The sequence below is a fragment of the Aeromonas sp. SCS5 genome (assembly GCF_001887375.1).
Lineage (GTDB): Bacteria > Pseudomonadota > Gammaproteobacteria > Enterobacterales > Aeromonadaceae > Aeromonas > Aeromonas jandaei.
Map to the genome: position 1 here is coordinate 49,657 of NZ_LFCS01000003.1, position 23,351 is coordinate 73,007.

At 54.3% G+C, this 23,351-nt stretch carries 25 protein-coding genes; all 25 read left to right on the forward strand.

Annotation, left to right across the window (positions count from 1 at the left end; all coding sequences use genetic code 11):
- Positions 1-137: 137 nt before the first annotated feature.
- The 25 genes from BS300_RS03260 to ccmB all read left to right on the forward strand — a co-directional run bounded on the left by BS300_RS03260 (position 138) and on the right by ccmB (position 23,307).
- Entirely contained in the window at positions 138-1,931 is a 1,794-nt protein-coding gene (locus BS300_RS03260; protein WP_239693792.1) for a flagellar hook-length control protein FliK, read from the forward strand.
- 57 nt (positions 1,932-1,988) lie between these two features.
- On the forward strand, positions 1,989-2,504 hold the full coding sequence (gene fliL, locus BS300_RS03265; protein ID WP_041208919.1) for a flagellar basal body-associated protein FliL: 516 nt from the start codon (positions 1,989-1,991) through the stop codon (positions 2,502-2,504).
- A 7-nt stretch (positions 2,505-2,511) separates the two neighbouring features.
- Complete coding sequence (fliM, locus tag BS300_RS03270) at positions 2,512-3,582, forward strand: flagellar motor switch protein FliM (RefSeq protein ID WP_041208918.1); 1,071 nt, start codon at positions 2,512-2,514, stop codon at positions 3,580-3,582.
- 50 nt (positions 3,583-3,632) lie between these two features.
- Entirely contained in the window at positions 3,633-4,025 is a 393-nt protein-coding gene (gene fliN, locus BS300_RS03275) for a flagellar motor switch protein FliN (protein WP_005298791.1), read from the forward strand.
- Entirely contained in the window at positions 4,022-4,405 is a 384-nt protein-coding gene (fliO, locus tag BS300_RS03280) for a flagellar biosynthetic protein FliO (RefSeq protein WP_043849985.1), read from the forward strand. The genes fliN and fliO overlap by 4 nt, the downstream gene beginning before the upstream one ends.
- Positions 4,392-5,153, forward strand: coding sequence for a flagellar type III secretion system pore protein FliP (fliP, locus tag BS300_RS03285; protein ID WP_071910763.1), 762 nt, complete (start codon positions 4,392-4,394; stop codon positions 5,151-5,153). Before fliO ends, fliP begins: the two co-directional genes overlap by 14 nt.
- 23 nt (positions 5,154-5,176) lie before the next feature.
- Positions 5,177-5,446 carry a flagellar biosynthesis protein FliQ gene (gene fliQ, locus BS300_RS03290; protein WP_041208915.1) on the forward strand — a complete coding sequence of 90 codons (270 nt, stop codon included), beginning with the start codon at positions 5,177-5,179 and terminating at the stop codon, positions 5,444-5,446.
- Positions 5,443-6,240, forward strand: a complete 798-nt coding sequence (gene fliR / locus BS300_RS03295; protein WP_041208914.1) for a flagellar biosynthetic protein FliR — start codon at positions 5,443-5,445, stop codon at positions 6,238-6,240. Before fliQ ends, fliR begins: the two co-directional genes overlap by 4 nt.
- Positions 6,233-7,363, forward strand: a complete 1,131-nt coding sequence (gene flhB, locus BS300_RS03300; protein WP_071910766.1) for a flagellar biosynthesis protein FlhB — start codon at positions 6,233-6,235, stop codon at positions 7,361-7,363. The genes fliR and flhB overlap by 8 nt, the downstream gene beginning before the upstream one ends.
- A 107-nt stretch (positions 7,364-7,470) precedes the next feature.
- Positions 7,471-9,576 carry a flagellar biosynthesis protein FlhA gene (gene flhA, locus BS300_RS03305; protein ID WP_071910769.1) on the forward strand — a complete coding sequence of 702 codons (2,106 nt, stop codon included), beginning with the start codon at positions 7,471-7,473 and terminating at the stop codon, positions 9,574-9,576.
- A gap of 16 nt (positions 9,577-9,592) precedes the next feature.
- Positions 9,593-11,014, forward strand: a complete 1,422-nt coding sequence (flhF, locus tag BS300_RS03310; RefSeq protein WP_071910771.1) for a flagellar biosynthesis protein FlhF — start codon at positions 9,593-9,595, stop codon at positions 11,012-11,014.
- A 1-nt stretch (position 11,015) separates the two neighbouring features.
- Positions 11,016-11,891 (forward strand): MinD/ParA family protein, encoded by an 876-nt coding sequence (locus tag BS300_RS03315; RefSeq protein ID WP_033114450.1) that lies wholly within the window; start codon positions 11,016-11,018, stop codon positions 11,889-11,891.
- Positions 11,884-12,603, forward strand: a complete 720-nt coding sequence (locus BS300_RS03320) for an RNA polymerase sigma factor FliA (protein WP_041208910.1) — start codon at positions 11,884-11,886, stop codon at positions 12,601-12,603. Before BS300_RS03315 ends, BS300_RS03320 begins: the two co-directional genes overlap by 8 nt.
- A gap of 111 nt (positions 12,604-12,714) precedes the next feature.
- The gene (cheY, locus tag BS300_RS03325; RefSeq protein WP_010634617.1) at positions 12,715-13,098 is read left to right on the forward strand and encodes a chemotaxis response regulator CheY; all 384 of its coding nucleotides are present in this window, start codon (positions 12,715-12,717) and stop codon (positions 13,096-13,098) included.
- A 12-nt stretch (positions 13,099-13,110) separates the two neighbouring features.
- On the forward strand, positions 13,111-13,851 hold the full coding sequence (locus tag BS300_RS03330) for a protein phosphatase CheZ (RefSeq protein WP_033114448.1): 741 nt from the start codon (positions 13,111-13,113) through the stop codon (positions 13,849-13,851).
- 11 nt (positions 13,852-13,862) lie between these two features.
- Positions 13,863-16,367: a chemotaxis protein CheA gene (locus BS300_RS21345; protein ID WP_083593355.1), complete on the forward strand. Its 2,505-nt coding sequence runs from the start codon at positions 13,863-13,865 to the stop codon at positions 16,365-16,367.
- Between the two features lie 32 nt (positions 16,368-16,399).
- Positions 16,400-17,515, forward strand: a complete 1,116-nt coding sequence (locus BS300_RS03350; protein WP_071910775.1) for a chemotaxis response regulator protein-glutamate methylesterase — start codon at positions 16,400-16,402, stop codon at positions 17,513-17,515.
- A gap of 2 nt (positions 17,516-17,517) precedes the next feature.
- Entirely contained in the window at positions 17,518-18,255 is a 738-nt protein-coding gene (locus BS300_RS03355) for a flagellar motor protein (RefSeq protein ID WP_071910777.1), read from the forward strand.
- A 2-nt stretch (positions 18,256-18,257) separates the two neighbouring features.
- On the forward strand, positions 18,258-19,175 hold the full coding sequence (locus tag BS300_RS03360; RefSeq protein WP_071910779.1) for a flagellar motor protein MotB: 918 nt from the start codon (positions 18,258-18,260) through the stop codon (positions 19,173-19,175).
- Positions 19,176-19,179: 4 nt separating this feature from the next.
- Entirely contained in the window at positions 19,180-19,974 is a 795-nt protein-coding gene (locus BS300_RS03365) for a ParA family protein (protein WP_033114443.1), read from the forward strand.
- Positions 19,971-20,843 carry a chemotaxis protein CheW gene (locus tag BS300_RS03370; protein ID WP_042031556.1) on the forward strand — a complete coding sequence of 291 codons (873 nt, stop codon included), beginning with the start codon at positions 19,971-19,973 and terminating at the stop codon, positions 20,841-20,843. Before BS300_RS03365 ends, BS300_RS03370 begins: the two co-directional genes overlap by 4 nt.
- A gap of 69 nt (positions 20,844-20,912) precedes the next feature.
- On the forward strand, positions 20,913-21,401 hold the full coding sequence (locus BS300_RS03375) for a chemotaxis protein CheW (RefSeq protein ID WP_033114441.1): 489 nt from the start codon (positions 20,913-20,915) through the stop codon (positions 21,399-21,401).
- Positions 21,402-21,419: 18 nt separating this feature from the next.
- A complete protein-coding gene (locus BS300_RS03380) occupies positions 21,420-21,806 on the forward strand; it encodes a DUF2802 domain-containing protein (protein ID WP_104014990.1) in 387 nt (128 codons plus the stop codon).
- 192 nt (positions 21,807-21,998) lie between these two features.
- On the forward strand, positions 21,999-22,634 hold the full coding sequence (gene ccmA, locus BS300_RS03385; protein WP_071910781.1) for a cytochrome c biogenesis heme-transporting ATPase CcmA: 636 nt from the start codon (positions 21,999-22,001) through the stop codon (positions 22,632-22,634).
- A 4-nt stretch (positions 22,635-22,638) separates the two neighbouring features.
- Positions 22,639-23,307 (forward strand): heme exporter protein CcmB, encoded by a 669-nt coding sequence (gene ccmB / locus BS300_RS03390; protein ID WP_071910783.1) that lies wholly within the window; start codon positions 22,639-22,641, stop codon positions 23,305-23,307.
- The last annotated feature ends 44 nt before the right edge of the window (positions 23,308-23,351 follow it).

Here is a 23,351-nt window from a genome sequence, read left to right on the forward strand (position 1 = left end):
GCCGGAGGTCATCCCGCAGGGAACCTCCATAATTCAGGGACTCCATCATGATGCAGACAGTGTTGACACAAGCGCCTTCGGCTCAGACGAACGGGTTGGACAAAGCCGCCCTGAACGGTACACCCGAAACTGCAAATATGGATAGCGCCGGAGCCCTCGACAGCAAGGGGGACTTCGCCTCTCTGATTGCAAAGGCGCAGAGCAAGGATAAGGGGCCAGCAGATAAAGGGTCCGCAGAGAAGGGAGCAGCAGAGAGTGCCGTCAACAAATCCGGCAGCAGCGACCGATCAGCCAAATCTTTGGCGACAGAAAGCGATAGCAGCATCAAAGAAGATGGCGAGAAGAAGGGGGACGAGCTGCCTCCCAACGATTTTCTGCTGCGTCTGCAAGACTCCCTCAAACTCGACACCTCTTTGGTAACGCCTGCCGTTGTTGCCGCGGCTCCTGCTGACGGCAATCTGTTGCCGCAAGAAGGTGAGCAGCATGAGCTTGAGGCTGGTGATGATGTCAAACCGAGCGCGACTGACAAGCCGGCGCTGCCGTCCTCGGTAGCCGCTGGAACCATGCTGGAGAAGCTTGCTGCGGCGTCCGCACAAGCTGTGTCCACCGCTCAGAATAGTGAATCCTCTCAGGTTGTAGTTGAAGAAGAGGTAGTTGAGAAGACCGGTGAAGGGCAGAGCGCCAGCACACTTAAGGGAGAAACTGAACTCAAGGGGCAGGGGGAACCAGTACCTGCCGCCAAGGGGGATAAACCTCTCTCCGGAGCCGAACGTGTTGCCCAGTTGGCCAAACTGATGCCAACTGGCGAGTCTGTCCCGGTTAGCAAGCCTGAGACGGCTTCTGGTTCGCAACTCGGGCCCGACAGTGAAATGGATAGTGCTGTGCTGCTGAACAAGGGACAAGCTGCACAGACGACCCCGGCTCAGGGGCAGAGCGAGGCGCTCAAGACCTTCCACGAAGGGCTCAAGCAAGCCGATGGTACGGCTCAGAATGGGTCACAAGGTGGCGCACAAGGGGATGGCAAGAGCGCCGGGCAGCAGACAACGGCAGATAGCAATCCGGCGTCGACAGCCCAGAGTGCTCGCGAAGGGGCTGCAAGTGCTCCCGTCTCTGTCACGACCCAGAGCGCTCAGGCACCTGCTCCTGCCAGCGCGGAACCCGTGATGGCTGCGCCACAGCAGGTGTTGGCGCAGGTTGAATCGCAAGGGCCACAGGCCCCCTTGTCGACTATCTCCGCAGGCATTCAGCAGATGGAGGCGGCTGGAGCGACTCCGCTTCGCAAATCAGCCCAACTCGATGTAAAACCCAAAGTGGATAGTGCCAACCAAAGTGTGGTGGTGACCGAGGCGGCTAGCGAAAGCAGCCAGAGTCAGTCGGTGCAACATAGCCAGAACAGCCAGCCGCAGGTGCAGGTTGCCGAAAACCGTACCCCGTCAGCCGCCGAGGGCGCACAGCGCCGCGAGCCGCAGAATTTGCCTCACCTCAAGCTGGCTGGCCAGGAAGCCCCTGCCGAGTTGCACCAGAAGGTCAACCTGATGCTGGCGGACAAGCTGCAGCAGGCTGAGATCCAGCTCGACCCCATCGGCCTTGGCAAGATGAAAATCCAGATCCAGATCGATGCTTCCAGTCAGGCCAGCGTCCATTTCGTGGTACAACATGGACAGACTCGTGAGATGCTGGAGCAGGCGATGCCGCGTCTGCGCGACATGCTGGCGGGGCAGGGGATCCAGCTTGGTCAAACCCAGGTGCAGCATCAGTCACAACAGCAGCAACAGCAAGGTCAGGCAACCTCTGGCGGTCAGGGTCAGCAAGGACAGAGTGGTGGTCAGTCAGGCTCCGGCAGAGGGCAGGAGACGGGAGATGTGACTACATCTACCCTCAATGTGCTGGTGGAATCGACAAACGGTTCCGGAATTGATTTCTATGCTTGATGCAATCCCGAGTAAGTTTATGATATCGAACAAGTTTGATATGAGGGTGGACAAGGGATGGCAGACGATAACGAATTAACCCTGAAAGACCCGGCCGCGGGCAAGAAAAAGAAGCTGATCATTATCATCGCCCTTGCCGTTATCCTGCTGGGTGGTGGCGGTGCTGGCGCCTTTCTGATGCTCTCCGGCTCGGAGAAACCGGCCGCCGAAGCTGCCGAGGGGAAAGAGGCCAAACCCAAGGAGGAGGCGCCCCAGCCTTCACTTTATGTATCGATGCCGCGTCCCTTTGTCTTCAACGTAGCTGGCGTGCAGCGAGATCGTCTGGTGCAGATCAAAATCCAGCTGCAGGTGCGCGGCACCGCCGATGAGACGCTGGCCAAGCAGAATATCCCCCTGATTGAAGGCACCTTGCTGCGGGTGTTCAGCGCAGCAACGGCCGAACAGCTGATGACCTTCGAAGGCAAGGAGAAGCTGCGCAAGGATTCACTGGAAGAGTGTCGCCGGGTGCTCAAGGATCTGGTCTCTTCCCCCGTTATCGAACAAGTGCTGTTTACCGGCTTTGTAATGCAGTAGGTGAAGCGTGAGCGATCTGTTAAGTCAGGACGAAATTGATGCCCTCTTGCACGGTGTCGATGATGTCGAAGAGGAGGAGATAGGCTCGGCGGGGGATCCCGGCGTAGCCCAGTTTGACTTCTCCTCCCAGGACCGCATCGTCCGTGGCCGCATGCCGACACTGGAGCTGGTGAACGAGCGTTTTGCCCGCCACATGCGGATCAGTCTGTTCAACATGATGCGCCGTACTGCCGAGGTATCCATCAACGGCGTACAGATGCTCAAGTTTGGCGAGTATGTTCATACCCTGTTTGTGCCAACCAGTCTCAACATGGTGCGTTTCCGCCCTTTGAAAGGGACTGCGCTAATCACCATGGAGGCTCGGCTGGTCTTCATCCTGGTGGAGAACTTTTTTGGTGGCGACGGTCGCTACCACGCCAAAATTGAAGGGCGTGAATTTACCCCCACCGAGCGACGCATCATCCAGATGCTGCTCAAGCTGGTGTTTGAAGATTACAAGGATGCCTGGGCTCCGGTGATGGATGTGGGCTTCGAGTATCTCGACTCCGAAGTGAACCCGGCAATGGCTAACATTGTCAGCCCGACTGAAGTGATCGTGGTCAGCTCGTTCCACATCGAACTGGATGGTGGTGGTGGTGACTTCCATGTGGCCATGCCTTACTCCATGCTGGAGCCCATTCGCGAACTGCTGGATGCCGGTGTACAGAGTGACAAGGGTGATACCGATGTGCGCTGGAGCAAGGCGCTGCGCGATGAGATCATGGACGTCAAGGTCGAGCTGCGGGCCAAACTGCTGGAGACCGAGCTCACCCTGCGCGAGCTGATGGAGCTGCAACCTGGCGATATCATCCCGGTCGAGATGCCTGAAAATCTGCTGGTTTTCGTGGAAGATCTGCCGACTTTCCACGCCAAGATGGGGCGCACCAAGGATAATGTCGCCCTCAAAATCACCGACAAACTCAAGCGCCCGGAAGGGGTCAAGACCGAGATGCATCTGGTGACCCGGGGCGGTGTACGTATCGATGGCGAGGCCGAGCTGGAAGAGCTGGAGCGCAGCATCGAGGATCAACAGAGATAATCGACGGTTTATTGCGATAAACGGTCATGAAGTAGCGATAAGGAAGCAAGATGAGCGGAACTGAGGAAGAGGATCTGATGGCGGACGCATGGGCTGCCGCCCTGGAAGAGCAGGTGACGGCGGAAGCCAAGCCAGCCCCGCTGGAAGAGTTGAAAGATGACGCTCCTATCAGTGCCGAGGAGCGCCGCAAGCTCGATACCATTCTGGATATTCCTGTCACCATCGCCATGGAAGTGGGCCGCAGCCAGATCAGCATCCGCAATCTGCTGCAACTGAACCAGGGTTCCGTCGTGGAGCTGGATCGGGTGGCCGGTGAGCCGCTGGATGTGCTGGTCAACGGCACCCTGATCGCCCACGGCGAGGTTGTAGTGGTAAACGACAAGTTCGGTATCCGTCTGACCGATGTCATCAGCCAGATTGAGCGGATCAAGAAACTCAAATGATGCGAATGCTGCTGTTACTACTGCTGCCCTTGCCGGCACTTGCTGATGTCGGGGCGGCAGTCAATGCCCCCAGCCTGAGCTCTTGGTTGCTCTCCAGCCTGATGGTGATCGGTCTTATTCTGGTTCTGGGTTTTCTGCTCAAGAAGAGCAAGATTGCCACCGCCATGGGAGGCGGCCAGATGAGGGTGATCGCCAGCCTGCCGGTGGGCTACAAAGAGAAGTTGCTGGTGGTCAAAGTAGGTGAACAGCAGTTGCTGGTCGGGGTCACGCCACAGCAGGTCAACTTCCTCTATCGCCTGGAAGAGCCGCTCGATGAAAATCAGCCTCAGGTTTTCTCCCAGCAGCTTGGCAAATTGATGGGCAAGCATGAAAAAAGCTAACTGGATCTGGCTGTCGACCAGCCTGCTGACCCCGCTGCTATTCTCCTCGCTGGCCGTGGCACAGGATGCCATGTCGGCTGTGACCGTCAAAACCATGGCTGATGGTAGTCAGGAGTACAGCCTGACCCTGCAAGTACTGGCGTTGATGACGGCGCTCTCGTTTTTGCCCTCCATGGTGATCATGATGACGTCGTTTACCCGCATCATCATTGTGCTGGGAATTTTGCGGCAGGCGATCGGGCTACAGCAGAGCCCCTCCAACCAGGTGCTGATCGGCATTGCTCTCTTCATGTCGTTTTTCATCATGTCGCCAGTACTAGACCGCATCAACAATGAAGCGTTGCAGCCCTATCTGGCAGAGACCATTCAGGCTAAAGAGGCACTGGAGCGGGCCGAATTACCTATCCATCAATTCATGCTGGCGCAAACTCGCATCAAGGATCTCAATACCTTTATGGAGATCGCCAACGTACAGGTGGAGAAACCTGCCGATGTGCCGCTGCGGGTGTTGATCCCGGCTTTTGTGACTAGTGAGCTGAAAACTGCCTTTCAGATTGGCTTCATGCTGTTTCTGCCGTTTCTGGTTATCGACCTGGTGGTGGCGAGTATCTTGATGGCGATGGGGATGATGATGCTCTCGCCGATGATCGTTTCACTGCCATTCAAGCTGATGCTGTTTGTCATGGTGGATGGCTGGAACCTGATTCTGGGTTCTCTGGCCAACAGTTTCGGACTGGGTACCGGCTAAGCCGGGCCGAAGGAGCAGGCAGTATGAGCCCTGAAACCTTTGTCGACGTATTTCGCGAGGCGCTCTGGTTAGTCACAATCATGGTCTGTGCCGTGATACTGCCCAGCCTCTTCGTTGGCTTGCTGGTAGCTATTTTTCAGGCGGCCACTTCCATCAACGAACAGACCTTGAGCTTTCTGCCTCGTCTGATTGTGACGCTTTTAGCTTTGGGGGTTGGTGCTCACTGGGGCTTGCAGAGTTTGATGGACTTCTTTCAGCTAATGGTGAGCCAGATCCCCGAGGTGGTGGGATGACCTACACAACCGCTCTTATCATGGAGTGGTTGTCTTCCATCCTCTGGCCACTGGCTCGGGTGAGTAGCCTGCTGATGGTGATGGCGGTATTTGGCAGCCGCCTTGCCCCGGCCCGGATCCGGATTGGCTTGGCCCTTGCCATTACCTTTCTGATTGCGCCTCTTTTACCCAAGATGCCACCCATCGAGCTTTTTTCCGTCGGCAGTTTTCTGGTATTGGCCCAGCAGTTGCTTATAGGCATTGCGCTGGGACTGATGACCCAGTTTCTGATGGAGAGCTTCGTAATGGCGGGTCAGGTAATCGCCATGCAGACCAGTCTGGGTTTTGCCACCTTGGTTGACCCCATGAATGGTCAGGCTACACCTGTAGTCGGCCAGTTTTATCTGATGCTGGCGACGCTGGTTTTTCTGGCGCTCGATGGTCATTTGGTGATGCTGCGACTGGTCATCCTCAGCTTTGAGACACTCCCCGTCTCCGATAGCGGTCTTTCGGTTTCCTCCATGCAAACCTTGAGCAAATTCCTGGGGGTTATGTATCAGGCTGCGCTGGTTATGTCGCTCTCTGCCATAGTGGCGCTGCTGCTTATCAACTTCGCTTTTGGCGTGATGACCCGGGCTGCTCCTCAGCTCAATATTTTCAGTATCGGTTTTGCCGTCAGCATGATGTCGGGTCTGCTCATCCTCTGGCTCACTATCGGTGGTTTTCTCGGCCATTTTGATAGTCTGTGGGAGCGGGTGCAGGAGGTCAGCTGCGAGCTGATTGACACCCAGTGTTTGGGGGGCGCCCATGGCTGATACCGATCAGGAACGTACCGAACAACCCACGGGCAAACGACTGCAACAAGCCCGTGAAAAAGGGCAGATTGCGCGTTCAAAGGAGCTGGGTACCGCCAGTGTCTTGCTTTCAGCCGTGTTCGGGCTGCTGATGCTCAAGGGGTCGCTCGCCAGTGCCATGATCAAAGTGTTGACGACCGGTTTTACTCTGGACAGGGAGCAGGCCTTCGACCCCAACGCCATGATCGCCATGGTTCCAGCGCTGCTTGGGGAATTGATCCTTCCGCTGGGTCTGCTTTTTGCGCTGGTTACCATTGCCGCTTTTATCGGCAATACCCTGATGGGGGGGATGAACTTCTCCACCGAAGCCATGATGCCCAAGTTCAGCAAGCTGAGCCCGCTCAACGGGTTGAAGCGGATGTTCGGGGTGCAATCGTTGGTCGAGCTGGTCAAGTCGATTGCCAAGGTTGTGTTTATTTCCCTGTTTGCATGGTGGATGCTTTCCAGCCAGTTTAACCATCTGCTCAATCTCTCGATGGAGGGATACCCCGGTGGCATCATTGATGCGCTAGAACTCTTTCTCTGGATGCTGATCATCCTCTGTTGTGCCCTTATCCCTATTGTGGCCATAGACGTGCCGTTCCAGCAGTGGAATCACATGCGTCAGCTCAAGATGACTAAGCAGGAGATAAAAGACGAATTCAGGGATAGCGAAGGTAAGCCAGAGGTCAAAGGGCGGATCCGTCGTCTACAAATGGAGATGGCTGCGCGCCGGATGATGGGGGAAGTGCCCAAGGCGGATGTGGTTATCACCAACCCGACCCATTACTCTGTTGCCCTCAAATATGAGGCGGGCAAGCCTGGTGCCGCACCCAAGGTTATCGCCAAGGGGACTGACGAGGTGGCGATGAAGATCAGGGAGATCGCCCGTGAATACAATATTCCCATCATGCCCTCTCCCGAGTTGACCCGCGCCATCTATCACTCCACCGAGCTGGGTAGAGAAATACCGGAAGGGCTATTTGCTGCCGTGGCCCAGGTGCTGGCCTATGTGTTCCAGCTCAAGAAGTTCCGCCGTGGACATGGACGTCGCCCGCAGCCGCTGGCTAAAGATCTTCCTATTCCGCCTGAATATCGCAAATGACAAAGTTCTGACACAGTCAAAATAAAATGATTAAAAATCAATAAATTGAATTCTTGGCTTGATGTTTGCTTTAATCTGGAACCAGCGAGTAAAGATCGAGAAAAGCGATGGAATTCAAGGCAACATTGGGCCGGTTAAAAGAGTACAGATGGCTGCTTGGCAAAGGGGTCGGTACCCCGCTGCTGGTACTGGCGTCTATGGGAATGGTGGTTCTGCCCATTCCGCCTCTGATGCTGGATATCCTCTTCTCCTTCAACATCGCGCTCTCCATCGTGGTGCTGCTGGTTGCCGTCTACACCCGTCGCCCTCTCGAATTTGCCGCTTTTCCTACCGTACTGCTTATCGCGACTCTGCTTCGTCTGGCGCTTAACGTTGCTTCTACCCGAGTTGTTTTGCTGGAAGGCCACAACGGCAGCGCTGCTGCGGGACATGTAATTGAGGCCTTCGGTAACGTAGTGATCGGCGGTAACTACGCGGTCGGCATAATCGTTTTCATGATCCTGATGATCATCAACTTTGTGGTGGTCACCAAGGGTGCAGGGCGCATCTCCGAGGTGAGCGCCCGCTTTACTCTTGATGCGATGCCTGGCAAGCAGATGGCCATCGACGCCGATTTGAACGCCGGCCTAATCAATCAGGAAGAGGCCAAAAAGCGCCGCCAGGATGTGACTCAGGAGGCCGATTTCTACGGTTCCATGGACGGCGCGTCCAAATTTGTTAAAGGGGATGCGATTGCGGGCATCATGATCCTCTTTATCAACATACTGGGGGGCTTCATCATCGGCATGGCCCAACACCAGCTCACCTTCAGCGAATCGGCTCAGATTTACACCTTGCTGGCTATCGGTGATGGCTTGGTTGCCCAGATCCCCTCCCTGCTGCTCTCTATCGCAGCCGCCATCATAGTCACCCGGCAAAATACCGATCAGGATATGGGTACTGCGGTATTGGGACAGCTGTTCGATAATCCCAAGGCGTTAGTCATTTCTGCCGGTATCTTGTTGATGATGGGCAGTGTGCCCGGTATGCCACATGTGGCATTTCTGAGTCTGGGTGGCGTAGCTGCGGTCGGAGCCTGGTGGTTGCTGCGCCGCGAGAAACTGCTTGCAGCCAAGGTAGCCAAAGGGGAGTTGATGCCGGCAAGTGCCGACCAACCTGCTCACGAGCAGAAAGAGCTGAGCTGGGACGACGTGATGCCAGTCGATATCATCGGTCTGGAGGTGGGCTATCAGCTCATTCCGCTGGTGGATCGCAGCCAGGGAGGCGAGTTGCTCAACCGGATTAAAGGGGTACGCAAGAAACTCTCCCAAGAGCTGGGTTTTCTTATCCCTGCCGTGCACATTCGTGACAACCTGGAGCTGGCTCCCAACCAATATCGCATCACCTTGATGGGGGTCAGTACCGGCGAGGCCAATGTTTACCATGATAAGGAAATGGCCATTAATCCGGGTCAGGTCTTTGGTCAGGTGCAGGGGATTGCTGCACGGGACCCAGCCTTTGGGCTGGAAGCCGTCTGGGTTGCCAAGGAGCAGGTCTCTCATGCTCAAACACTGGGCTATACGGTGGTGGATACGGCGACTGTGGTTGCCACCCACCTTAGCCAGATCCTAACCAACCATGCCTCACTGCTGCTCGGTCACGATGAAGTGCAACAGCTGCTCGACATGATCGGTAAGCACCAGAGTAAACTGGTTGAAGGATTGGTGCCTGAAGTTATCAGCATGGGTAACCTTGTGAAGGTATTGCAGAATTTGCTCAATGAAGGCGTGCCAATTCGTGACATGCGCACTATCCTGCAGACCTTGGTCGAGTATGCACCCCGTAGCCCGGATCCCGAAGTGCTGACTGCCGCCTGCCGGATTGCTCTGCGCCGTCTGATCGTGCAGGAGATTGCCGGCCCGGATCCCGAGCTACCGGTTATTACCTTGGCACCAGAACTGGAACGTATATTGCATCAATCTTTGCAGGCGGGTGGTGGTGATGGTGCCGGTATTGAGCCGGGCCTGGCGGAGCGGATGCAGCGCTCACTGGTAGAGGCTACACAACGGCAAGAGTTGGAAGGTCAACCAGCCGTGCTGCTGACATCGGGGATCTTGCGCAATACCCTGGCCAAATTTGTGAAGAATGCCATTCCAGGATTGCGCGTTCTGTCGTATCAGGAAGTGCCTGATGACAAGCAGATTCGTATCGTCAGTGCAGTCGGACAGAACTAGTTAGCGGAGATGACGGGTGAAGATTAAGCGGTTTTTTGCCAAGGACATGCGAACGGCTCTGGCCGAGGTCAAGGAGACTCTCGGGCCGGATGCCGTCATCATGTCCAACAAGAAGGTGACCGGAGGGGTCGAGATAGTCGCCGCTGTTGACTATCAATCCCAGGTTCCGGGGCCGAGAGATACGCCGGTTCGCCGTCAGCTGAACGATGAGAGCGTCAATATTTCGTCTGCCGCGCGGCAGATGGGGCGCCCTGAACCAGCACCCAGCCAGAACGAACACTATGCCGATACGCTGGCAGCCTTGCTTGCTCGCCAGCAAAAACTCCAACCGGGCAATGGTGCTGGGATGGGGGGGGCTCAGCCAGCCGCAATAGCTGCCACGACTTCTGCGCCGAAAACCCTTGCCGAACAGGGACAGTGGGGGGCCGCTCCCGAACCAGCCAAACCTCGGGCTCGTGCCACATCAACTTCTCCTCGTGCCCCTCAGTCCAATCAACGAGATCAGGAGATGGAGGGGATGCGCAAGGAGATGGCCAGCATCCGCAAGCTGCTGGAGCATCAGATCTCCGGTCTGATGTGGCAGGAAGTGGAGCGCCGGGAGCCGATGCGTGCGCTGCTCATCAAAGAGCTCAAGAAGATGGGGTTTGACGATGCTTTTGCCGATCAGCTGGCAGGCATGATCCCGGAAGATATGTCGATCCATCAGGGAATGGCTCAACTGGCTGAAGTGCTTACAGCTCAACTCAAGATCAGCGAAGATGAAATTTTGCGGCAGGGCGGGGCTGTAGCCCTGCTCGGTCCGACTGGGGTTGGCAAGACCACCACCATTGCCAAACTGGCAGCACGCTTTGCCATGAAATATGGTGCCGAGCAGGTGGCGCTGATCACCACTGACAATTACCGGATCGGGGCCCATGAGCAGTTGCAGACTTATGGTCGCATCATGGGATGTCCGGTTCGTCAGGTGCGCGATGCCGAGGAACTGGCCAGTGCACTTTATCAGTTCCGCCATCGTCGGTTGGTATTGATCGATACGGCAGGGGTCGGTCAGCGGGATATTCGCTTGACCGAGCAGCTCGATACCTTGGTCAAGAATGCCAAAGTACGGATCCGCAGTTATCTGGTGATGTCGGCAACCTCCCAACGTCGGGTGATGCAGGAGGCGGTCGACCATTTCCGGCGTATTCCGCTTAGCGGCTGCATACTTACCAAATTGGATGAAAGTCTGAATCTGGGCGAAGTGATTAACGTGTGTATCCAGAATTCATTGCCCATCAGCTATATCACTGACGGACAAAGGGTTCCGGAAGATATTCAGGTTGCCAATGCGGCGCAGCTCGTTGGAGCCGCCATGGGGTCGCTGGAGCGAGAAACAGAAGAGCCCTATTTCTGGGGTGCAGGCTTTGGCGAGGCCGAAGATTCGGAGTTTTATGAGTAACATGTATATGGATCAGGCGAGTGGTCTGCGCAAAATGCGTCAAAACAATCGAGTTAAAGTAATCGCCGTTTCCGGAGGCAAGGGGGGCGTTGGCAAGACCAACGTCACTCTGAACGTGGCAGGTGCCATGGCTGCGCAGGGCAAACGGGTGATGGTACTGGATGCTGACCTCGGTCTGGCAAACGTGGATGTCATGCTGGGGCTGCGGGTACACCGCAACCTATCCCACGTACTGGCCGGTGAATGCACTATCGACGACATCATTGTCGAGGGGCCGTATGGCATGATGATAGTGCCGGCAACTTCCGGTACCCAGTCGATGGTCGAGCTCTCGCCCGTACAGCATGCCGAGCTTATCCGAGCTTTTAGCGAAATGAAGACTCAGGTCGATATTTTGCTTGTAGATACCGCCGCCGGTATCTCCGACATGGTGCTGAGCTTCACCCGTGCTGCGCAAGACATCATGGTTGTGGTGTGCGATGAGCCGACTTCCATTACCGATGCATACGCTCTCATCAAGATCCTCTCCAAGGAGCACGGGGTGTTCCGCTTCAAGGTGGTTGCCAATATGGTACGCAGCCTGCGTGAGGGCCAGGAGCTCTTTGCCAAGCTGACTCGGGTAACGGATCGTTTCCTGGATACTTCTCTTGAGCTGGTAGCCTGCGTGCCTTACGACACCAATTTGCGGGCATCAGTGCGCAAACAGAAGCTGATTGTCGAAGCATTCCCCAAATCTCCTGCTGCGCTGGCGTTCCGTGCGCTGGCCAACAAGGCGGCAAGCTGGCCAGTTCCCAATCAGCCAGGTGGTCATCTGGAGTTTTTCCTGGAGAATTTGCTGCAAAAGCCGGCCACAACACAGGAAGGTTCCCGTGAATAAAGCCCAAGCGTACTTGCGTCATCAGGATTCCTATGTGCTGGTGGAGCGACATGCTCCGCTGGTCAAGCGAATAGCCCAGCATCTGCTGGCTCGTCTGCCCAGCAGTGTCTTGCTGGATGACCTGATCCAGGCAGGTATGATTGGGCTGCTGGAAGCCTCTCGTAACTTTGACGGCAGCAAGGGGGCCAGTTTCGAGACTTACGCAGGGATCCGCATTCGTGGTGCCATGCTTGATGAAATTAGGCGTGGTGACTGGGTGCCTCGTTCCGTGCATCGCAACAGCCGTGCAATATCTGAAGCCATCGAAAATGTTGAACAAGCCAATGGTCGAGATGCGCGTGATACGGAAGTCGCGGCTCAGATGGGGGTCTCGATTGCTGACTATCATGTCATGCTGCAGGATGTTTCTTGCGGAAAAATTATCGGGATCGAGGATCTGGGGGTCAGTGAGGATGTGATTGGTCATCCTGATGACGCACCCTCCGGGTCAGGTTTCGATGATTTGGCAGCAGAACGATTTCAGATTGCATTAGCCGAGCAAATTGGTCGCTTACCAGAGAGGGAAGCCCTGGTTCTCTCTCTTTACTACGATGAAGAGCTGAATTTGCGCGAAATCGGCGAGGTTTTGAATGTCAGTGAGTCACGGGTGAGTCAGATTCACAGTCAGGCAATGCACAGATTACGTGCTCGTTTGCGAGATTGGCATCTATAAGTGTTTGTACTGGCTACACTGAGACTAAACTCTAAGGCATAATCCGCACGACACAACCCGTTTTTAGCATCATGTAAGTGAGCCGCCGAGGCGGCTATTTAGGAGGGAATTTTGGACAAGAACATGAAAATCCTCATTGTTGATGACTTTTCAACGATGCGCCGGATTATCAAGAACTTGCTGCGCGACTTGGGATTCAACAACACCCACGAGGCGGATGATGGCAATACAGCATTGCCGATGCTGAAAAATGGTGATTTCCAGTTTGTAGTAACTGACTGGAACATGCCCGGCATGCAAGGTATTGACCTGCTCAAGGCCATTCGGGTTGATGACAAACTCAAACATCTTCCGGTATTGATGGTGACAGCTGAAGCCAAACGCGAACAGATCATTGAGGCCGCACAGGCTGGCGTTAATGGCTACATCGTCAAGCCTTTCACTGCAGCGACGCTCAAAGAAAAACTGGACAAGATTTTTGAACGAATCGGCTAAGGAGCTGCAGGGATGATGGCCAAAACGAGAGCAATGATTTCGCTCGACCAGGCAAGGATGCTTGTTGCTCATCTTGAGCAAGGTGAATTTGAACTGGCCGATGATCTGCTTGCCGAAGTATGTGCCCCCAATGCCTCCGATCTGTTTGACAAGGTCGGTCAGCTGACAAGACAACTGCATAATTCACTACAAGAATTTCGCCTTGATCCGCGGATTCCCGATCTGGCTACGCATGATATCCCTGATGCTCGGGAACGCCTTAGCTACGTTATCGATATGACTGACAAGGCTGCGAACCGCACCATGGATGCGGTAGAAGCCAGTCTGCCGATTGCAGATCGTCTTAATGACAATATCCAGCTGGTTATGCCTAACTGGAATGCCTTGATGTCCCGCGACATGAATGTTGGGCAATTCAAATCGCTATGTCACCAACTCGATGATTTTATTAAGGCTTCAGAGTCTGATGCCGATAAATTACGGCAACTGCTGACAGAGATCCTGATGGCGCAAGATTTTCAGGATCTGACCGGGCAGATGATCCGCAAGGTCATCAAACTTGTGCAGGAAGTAGAAACAAAATTAATAGAAATGCTGACTATGTTTGGTGAGGCTTCTGCAGAGCATTCAACTCGCAGCCTTCCTGTCAACGGGATTGAAGCTGAAGGCCCCATCATGAACCCCGAGGCCCGCGCCGATGTGGTCAATGGTCAGGATGATGTGGACGATCTGCTGTCTAGCTTGGGATTCTAATGGAGTGACGCATGGCCTTCGAAGTTGATGAAGACATACTGCAAGACTTTCTGGTCGAAGCATCCGAAATATTGGAACAGTTGTCTGAGCAACTGGTCGACTTGGAAAAGCGGCCCGATGACAAGAACTTGCTGAACGCGATTTTTCGCGGCTTTCATACCGTGAAAGGCGGGGCTGGGTTCTTGTCGCTGGGCGAACTGGTTGACGTATGCCACGGTGCTGAGAACGTATTTGATATCTTGCGCAACGGCAAGCGTACAGTGACTGCAGAATTGATGGATGTAATCTTGCAGGCTCTGGACGCCATCAACGTCATGTTTGCCCAAGTGCAAAATCGTGAAGCGCCAAGTCCTGCGTCAGAAGATCTTCTACATGACCTTCATGAGCTGTGCAAGCCTGAGGGTGAAGAGCAACTGAGGACTGCAACCAGCAGTGCTGCCTCTGATGTTGCTGCCGATCCCGAACCAGTGGCCCCTCAAGTAGACGTTTTCGTTGCTGAGCCTGAAGTGCCAGAAGCTGTTATTTCAGCAGAGAGCGTTGAGCCAGCAGCTGTTAATGGCGGTGGTTCTATTGACGAGATCTCTGCTGACGAGTTCGAACGTTTACTGGATGAGCTGCATGGCGTTGGCGGAGCCCCAACCAAAGCGGCTTCAACATCTGTGACCACAGATTCCGGTGACATTACGGATGATGAGTTCGAAGCTTTGTTAGATCAGCTGCATGGCCAGGGACAACATATAGGTGCACCAGAAGTTAATCCGCTTAAGTCGGTGCAGAAGGAAGTAGATGAGCTGATCGATGATGATGAGTTCGAACGCTTGCTTGACGAACTTCATGGTCGTGGGCAAGGGCCGCAGAGTACAATGGCACCTGCCGCACCTGCCGCACCTGCCGCACCTGCCGCACCTGCCGCACCTGCCGCACCTGCCGCACCTGCCGCACCTGCCGCACCTGCCGCACCTGCCGCACCTGCCGCACCTGCCGCACCTGCCGCACCTGCCGCACCTGCCGCACCTGCCGCACCTGCCGCACCTGCCGCACCTGCCGCACCTGCCGCACCTGCCGCACCTGCCGCACCTGCCGCACCTGCCGCACCTGCCGCACCTGCCGCACCTGCCGCACCTGCCGCACCTGCCGCACCTGCCGCACCTGCCGCACCTGCCGCACCTGCCGCACCTGCCGCACCTGCCGCGGTGCCAGCTCAGTCCAAACCTGCTGTGCCTACTCCTGCTTCCAAGCCCGTGACTAGTGCCTCAGCAAAACCTGCAGAGTCGCCATCCAAGCCCGCAGCGCCTGCAGCAGCTAAGTCTACAGCTCCAGCTCCGACTGAAAACAGTGCCGTACAAAGTGATACTACTGTTCGGGTGGATACCAAGACGCTCGATGTCATCATGAATATGGTGGGTGAGTTGGTATTGGTGCGTAACCGCTTGGTTAGTCTTGGTATTGCCAGCAATGATGAAGAGATGTCAAAGGCTGTTGCCAACCTGGATGTTGTGACTGCGGATCTGCAAGGGGCGGTCATGAAGACCCGGATGCAGCCGATCAAGAAGGTCTTTGGTCGATTCCCGCGCGTTGTTCGTGATTTGGCTCGTACTCTCAAAAAAGAAATCGAATTGGTCATGGTCGGTGAAGAGACCGATCTTGATAAAAACCTGGTTGAAGCATTGGCTGACCCCCTTGTTCACTTGGTTCGTAACTCCTGTGACCATGGGGTTGAGTTGCCCGAGATCCGTGAAAAAGCGGGCAAACCACGTCAGGGAACAATCACCCTGAGTGCTTCTCAGCAAGGTGATCATATCCTGCTCTGTATCGAAGATGATGGTGCAGGTATGGATCCAGAAAAACTCAAGTCTATAGCAATCAGCCGTGGTGTGCTGGATGCAGATACTGCTGCTCGCATGAGTGACAATGATGCCTACAACCTGATTTTTGCTCCGGGTTTTTCTACCAAGTCAGAGATTTCGGATATATCAGGCCGTGGTGTCGGTATGGATGTGGTGAAAACCAGCATTGTTGGCCTCAATGGCTCAGTACACATCGATTCCACATGGGGTAAAGGGACGCGTCTTGAAATCAAGGTGCCTCTGACTCTGGCGATTTTGCCGACCCTGATGGTAGAGGTGGGAGAGCAAACTTTTGCTCTGCCACTTGGCTGTGTGAATGAGATTTTCCACCTTGATCTGAAAAAGGCCAATATGGTGGACGGTCAGCTCACCATCATTGTTCGTGAGAAGGCAATTCCGCTCTTTTATCTGCATAAATGGCTGGTGCGTGGTCCCAACAAACGCTCCCGTCAAGATACAGGTCATGTGGTTATTGTGCAGATTGGGACACAGCAAATTGGTTTTGTTGTTGATAGCCTGATTGGCCAGGAAGAGGTGGTTATCAAGCCACTTGACAGCTTGCTGCAAGGAACGCCAGGTATGGCTGGTGCAACAATTACCAGTGATGGTGGAATAGCCCTGATTTTGGATGTGCCGAGTCTGCTCAAAGCATATGCGCGTAGACATTAATAGCTCAGGCCCAAGGAGTTAGAAAAATAACAATGGCAGTCAAGGTATTAGTTGTCGACGATTCGAGTTTCTTCCGCCGTCGGGTAAGTGAAATCATTAGTCAGGATCCCATGCTGACAGTGATTGATACCGCTCAAAACGGACGTGAGGCCGTGGACAAGGCGATTTCACTGCGCCCTGATGTAATCACCATGGACATCGAAATGCCCGTGCTCGACGGCATCAGCGCTGTGCGCGAGATTATGGCCAAATGTCCAACACCTATTTTAATGTTCTCCTCTCTGACCCATGAAGGAGCAAAGGCGACTCTGGATGCACTGGATGCCGGGGCCCTCGATTTCTTACCTAAAAAGTTTGAAGACATCGCCAGAGACAAGGATGAAGCGGTCAGATTGCTGCAGCAGCGGGTGAAGGAGATTTCCCGCAAGCGCTTTTTGATGAGCTCTGCTCGTCCCAAAGCCCCTGAGCCGATGGCCAGATCGCCACTGAGTTCCTCAGCAGCATCGCGAACTGCTGAGCGTGTGCCAGAAACACCGCGCATAACACCTGCTCCGGTATTCAAGCGTAGTGGTAAAACTTATCAATTGGTTGCTATTGGTACCTCCACTGGGGGACCGGTTGCATTGCAAAATGTGTTGACCAAGCTGCCAGGTGATTTCCCTCACCCGATTTTGCTGATCCAGCATATGCCGGCAACCTTTACTGCAGCATTTGCGGCTCGTCTCAATGGTTTGTGCCAGATCGGTGTCAAGGAAGCTGAGGATGGTGACGTGCTCAAACCCGGTCATGCCTATCTGGCGCCAGGTGGCAAACAGATGTTGCTTGAAGGGCGTGGCGTTGGTGCTCGTATCCGGATAATCGATGGTAATGATAAAGTTAACTACAAGCCTTGTGTTGACATTACCTTTGCCTCTGCAGCTAAAACCTATGCTGACAAGGTGCTTGCAATAGTCTTGACGGGCATGGGGGCTGATGGCCGAGATGGAGCCAAGTTGCTGAAAGAGCAAGGCTCTACTATCTGGGCTCAGGATGAAGCATCTTGTGTGGTATATGGGATGCCTCAAGCGGTTGCCAAGGCCGGTATTGCCAGTGAATCACTTCCTTTGGACAAAGTGGCACAGCGTATTCTGGTTGAGTTGGGGCGCTGATCATGGGCTTGTTTGGCCTGCTCCTGGCTTTGGGAGCCATTGCCATTGCCCAATTGTGGCATGGCGGTTCCCTGCTCACTCTGGTTGATGGCCCCGCTTTTCTGATCGTATTGGGCGGCACCTTTGGTGCCGTTACTCTGCAAACCCCCGTCAGATATATCTTGCTTGCGCTCAGGCAAGCACTCTGGATTTTTGTTCCCCCACGTCAGGAGCTGATGCTTCAGGCTGAGCGTTTACAATCCTGGGCTGTGTTTGCCCGGCAACAAGGGCTGCTGGCTTTGGAAGATCAGGCGGAGCAAGAGGAAGATGAATTTACCCGCCAAGGGTTGAACATGATTGTTGATGGTGTGTCGGCAGAAGATATCCGCATGTTGCTGGAGGCCGACATCGACATCGAGCAAGAGCGTAATGAGCATGCTGCCAGGGTATTTGAATCCATGGGGGGTTATAGTCCCACCATCGGGATCATTGGCGCCGTGATGGGGCTTATCCAGGCGATGTTCCATCTCGAAGACCCTGCAGCACTGGGCGCGGGAATTGCGGTAGCCTTTGTTGCAACCATTTATGGAGTGGGGTTTGCCAACCTGATTTATCTGCCTGTTGCCAATAGATTAAGGGCTTTCCATTACCATTCTGCGCTTTTCCAGGAGATGACGCTGGAGGGGCTCATTGCGATTGCCCATGGTGAAAATGGTTTGCAGGTAGAACGGCGGCTCAAGGCATATCTGAAGGGAGAGTAGCCATGCGTAAGCGTTATCGGTTGCACTTGCAAGGGCGTGAGCATCTGGATCGCTGGCTGGTCTCCTACGCCGATTACATGACTCTCATCTTTGCCCTGTTTGTGGTGCTCTATTCCGTAGCCTTGGTTAACAAGGACAAGTATCGTGCAGTCATTGACGGTATGAGTCAGGCTTTCAGTGTTATTCAGCCGCACAGCGACGGTTTGCTGGATGGCCAAGGTAATTCGCTATTGGAAAATTCGGCCTCTTCCGCACCTTCAATACTTGATGGAACAAGCGGGCCGGCTCCCTCTCTTGCACCTATTTCCGGTGTCCCTATTTTGCAAAATGGCACAACACTTGCGACGCTTGGTACACAACTACAGGCAAGCATGGGATCATTGGTTGAGTCCGGGATAGTCAAACTGACCCAAGATGAGAACTGGCTGACTATCGAGTTGAGTTCAGGGCTGTTATTTGGCAGTGGAAGTGCATTTATGGGGCCCAATGCAGCACCGGTTATCAATACTCTTTCAAGTATTCTCAAACCGGTCGATAACTATGTAAGGGTCAGGGGTTATACCGATAACCAACAGATTAATAATGAAATTTATCGCTCAAACTGGGCTCTGTCTGCGGCTCGGGCTGAGGCAGTGCTAAACGGTTTGATTGCCAATGGCATTGCACCTCAGCGCTTGGCATTCGAGGCATATGGTGAGTTTTCTCCTTTTGCAGACAATGGTAGCGAAGAGGGGCGGCTACAGAACCGTAAAGTGGTGGTCGCTATCTCCAAGTTTGCCTGGGTACCTGCAAGACCTGTAGTCAAAACTCCGCCAGCCACAGAGGCTGTGCCGGAAGTGCAAAAAGCGGCGGATGCTGGTGAGGTCAAGGTGATCTCACTACCCGGTGGTGGCATGCGTATAACAACAAGGCAGGATTGATACAGTGATTGTTTGGACGGTTGCCAACCAGAAAGGCGGTGTCGGGAAAACCACCACAGTGGTCTCTCTCGCCGGGATCCTGGCTCAGCGTGGCCAACGAGTGCTGCTGATTGATACGGATCCGCATGCCTCGTTGACCGCTTATCTCGATTACGATTCGGATCGTCTTGATGGCACGCTCTATGAGCTTTTTCAAGCAGTCAAGCCGACCACCGAGCTTGTCAATAAACTGACGCTCAAAACCAAGTTCGACAATATCAATCTGCTGCCTGCATCTATCACGCTGGCTACGCTCGATCGGGTCATGGGGAACCGGGAAGGGATGGGGCTGGTGCTCAAACGCGCGTTGCTGCGTATTCAGGATCAGTACGACTACGTGCTCATTGACTGTCCACCAGTATTGGGAGTGATGATGGTCAATGCGCTTGCTGCATGTGACCGCATCTTGGTGCCCGTACAGACCGAATTCCTAGCGCTGAAAGGGCTGGAGCGGATGATGAAGACGTTTGAAATCATGCAGCGCTCAAAACGGGATAAATTTCGTTTTACCGTTATTCCGACCATGTTTGACAAGCGTACCCGAGCATCGTTGATGACGTTGAAATCCATCAAGGAACAGTACGGTGATGCGGTGTGGAACGCGGTGATCCCTATCGATACCAAATTCCGAGACGCCAGTTTGCTGCATATTCCCCCCTCCATTTATTCACCCGGGAGTCGTGGAACCTATGCCTACGAAACTCTGCTCAAATATCTTGACGCGCTTGAGCGGCAGCGGACTCATGAGGTGACGGCATGAGAGATACCATTCAAGTTCGGGCAATGGATGATTATTTCCATTCGCTGCTCCTTGATGACCCGTCAGGGCTTGATGAAATCGAAGAGGCTCCTGCTGCGCCAGTAGTGCAGTTGCAGCGGCAACCTCAAAGTGTGCCGGAGGTAGTTGCTCCTCCCTACATGGAGAGTGACCCGCGTCTTACCCAACTGAGTGAATTGCTGGCTCAAGTGGGGCAGGTGCAATTTGAGAATGACGCGTTTACCAATGAGCTAACAGTGTCAGAGCCACTGCAAATTGTGGCTGAAGAGTCTCTGTCGCCAGTAGAGCCTGAGTGGCCTGCTGAGGTATTGAGCCCTGAGATTGCAGAACCGATTACGACGGTCGTAACCGAGACGGCGGTAGAAGTTGCACCGGAAGTAGCAGAGTCTCCCGTCAGTTGGGAAAATATCGAGACGGGCAAGGAGTTCCAGGCTCTCTTCTTTGAAGTGTCTGGCGTGACGTTTGCGGTGCCCTTGACCGATCTTGGCGGGATTCATCAGCTGGGAGAGGTGACCTCTCTTTTTGGTCAGCCAGGTTGGTATAAGGGGATCATGACTTCTCGCGAGCAAAAAATGAATGTAGTGGATACCGCCCAGTGGGTGATGCCTGGGCAGCATTTGGAGATGGATCCTTACAAATATCTGATTATGCTTGGAGAGTCACCTTGGGGACTGGCATGTCATCACCTCAAAGGAACTGAATTGTTGCACCGCGATCAGGTCAAGTGGCGCCACCAAGAGGGCAAGCGCCCTTGGCTCGCGGGCATGGTTAAAGAAAAAATGTGCGCCCTGTTGCATGTTCGGGAATTGCTCCTTTTATTGGAGCGTGGGGTCAACATAGAAGGTCGCTGATAACTTCTGCAATCGAGCTGTTTTATTGCTAGTTTTAGCAGTAGACGTTTTCATAAAAGGAATAAAAACATGACAGAAAAGCGCAATATTGCACAGAATCTGGCTGAAGATGAAGTGCTGCAATGGGTAACCTTCCAACTGGAAAATGAGACCTATGGCATCAACGTGATGCAGGTGCAGGAGGTATTGCGCTACACCGAAATCGCGCCTGTGCCGGGTGCTCCCGAATATGTACTCGGGATCATCAACTTGCGTGGTAATGTGGTGACTGTCATCGATACCCGTTCCCGTTTCGGCCTGCCTTCCGGTGATGTGAGTGAAAACTCCCGCATCGTCATCATCGAAGCCGAGAAGCAGGTGATTGGCATCATGGTTGATAGCGTTGCCGAGGTTGTTTATCTGCGCTCCTCCGAGATCGATGCCGCTCCCGCAGTGGGTACCGAAGAGAGCGCCAAGTTCATCCAGGGTGTTAGCAACCGCGATGGTCAACTGCTGATCCTGGTTGACCTGAACAAGTTGCTCTCTGATGAAGAGTGGGACGAAATTGGTTCTCTCTAACAATAAGGTGATGTTTTGATCATTGAGATAGTTGCCTTGGTGGTGTCCCTGATTGCACTGGCGTTTGCTTTTTATGTCTGGTCAAGAAGCAAGCGCAGCAAGCAGGAGTCCGAGGCAAGCGTAGCTACCTTGCAGGGGCAACTTGAAAGCTTGCGCAAACAGATGATGGAGCTGCATACCGGCGCCATTGGTATGGGGCAACGCCTGCAAGCTGTGGAGGGGGCGATGCAACAGATCAACGATCGCCAGCAAGAGCTAACCATGCAGGATCCAGAACGCAGGCTCTACAGCCGTGCTGCCAAGATGGTTGAATTGGGGGCCGACCTGGATGAAGTCATGAGCGAGTGCGAGTTGCCAAAGGCAGAAGCCGAACTCTTGATATCCTTGCGAAAAGGTCGTTCTTGATAGTGAAGGAAGGCTCATGCCTTCCTTTATTTTATATGTAGTGACGGAAACAGATCAGAGCCATATCGACATCCCCTTTACCTCTTTTCGCGATCCCCATCGCGACTTGCGCCAATTGTTGCATCTATGAAACGACGTATCCCAATACTGTGTTAAGATGCAGGCCGCTTAATTCTATTTGATAACATCCTCATGCTGCTTCAAGTCAACAATCTGAGCTGCGTGCGTGAAGATCGCACTCTGTTTGAACATCTCTCCTTTACGGTTTCACCCGGCGATCTGGTGCAAATAGAAGGCCCCAACGGGGTTGGCAAAACCAGTCTGCTGCGTTTGCTGACTGGCCTCTCGCAACCCTTTTCTGGTGAAGTGCTCTGGAATGGGGAGAATATTCGCGCTGGCCGCGACGAGTATCACGCCAGTTTGCTCTATCTGGGTCATCAACCCGGGGTAAAAGCAGCCCTGACACCCTTTGAAAATCTGACTTTTTATCAGCAACTTCATCATTCAGAGCAGACTGAGAGCGACTTGTGGCAGATTTTGGCTCGAGTTGGTCTGGCCGGTTTTGAGGATAACCCCGCTGGTCAGCTCTCAGCTGGTCAGCAGCGACGCGTAGCTCTCGCCCGCTTGTGGCTCTGCAACCTGCCTTCGCTCTGGATCCTGGATGAGCCCTTCACCGCTATCGATAAACAGGGGGTCAAGGTGCTGGAGCAACTCTTCCTTGCCCATGCCGATCGGGGTGGCATGGTGATCCTCACTACCCATCAGGATCTCACCCTGATGCAGGGGCGCCTCAAGACACTGTCACTGACCCCCATGATGCAGGAGTGACACCATGCTGCGCGCTGTCATCCATCTCATTCGACGTGAACTGCTGATCGCGCTGCGCCAGCGTTCCGATATTCTCAACCCGCTCTGGTTTTTCCTGATCGTCATCACGCTCTTCCCGCTGGGTATAGGCCCAGAGCCGAAACTGCTGGCTCGTATCGCTCCCGGTATCATCTGGGTTGCCGCTTTGCTGGCGGCCATGTTGTCGCTGGAGCGGCTGTTTCGCGATGACTTCAGTGATGGCTCGCTGGAGCAGATGATGTTGATGCCTCACCCTCTGGGTCTGCTGGCGCTGGCGAAAGTGGTCGCTCACTGGCTGCTGACCGGTTTGCCGCTGTTGCTCATCTCGCCGCTTATCGCAATTCTGCTCTCCCTCGATATGCCGAGTTATCTGGCGGTGGTGGCGACACTGGCGCTGGGGACACCGGTATTGAGCCTGCTCGGTGCCATCGGCGTGGCCCTGACAGTTGGCCTGCGTAAAGGTGGGGTATTGCTCAGTCTGTTGATCCTGCCGCTTTATATCCCGGTACTGATTTTTGCGACCTCGGCAATCGATGCGGCCGGGATGGGGCTGCCTTACGGGGGTCAGCTTGCCATTCTGGCAGCCATGCTGGTGGGGGCATTGACGTTGACCCCGCTGGCGGTGTCGGCGGCTTTGCGAGTCAGCCTCAACTGATGGTGTTGGCGCAAGAGTAACAAGCCTCGTATGGGGCAATGTTG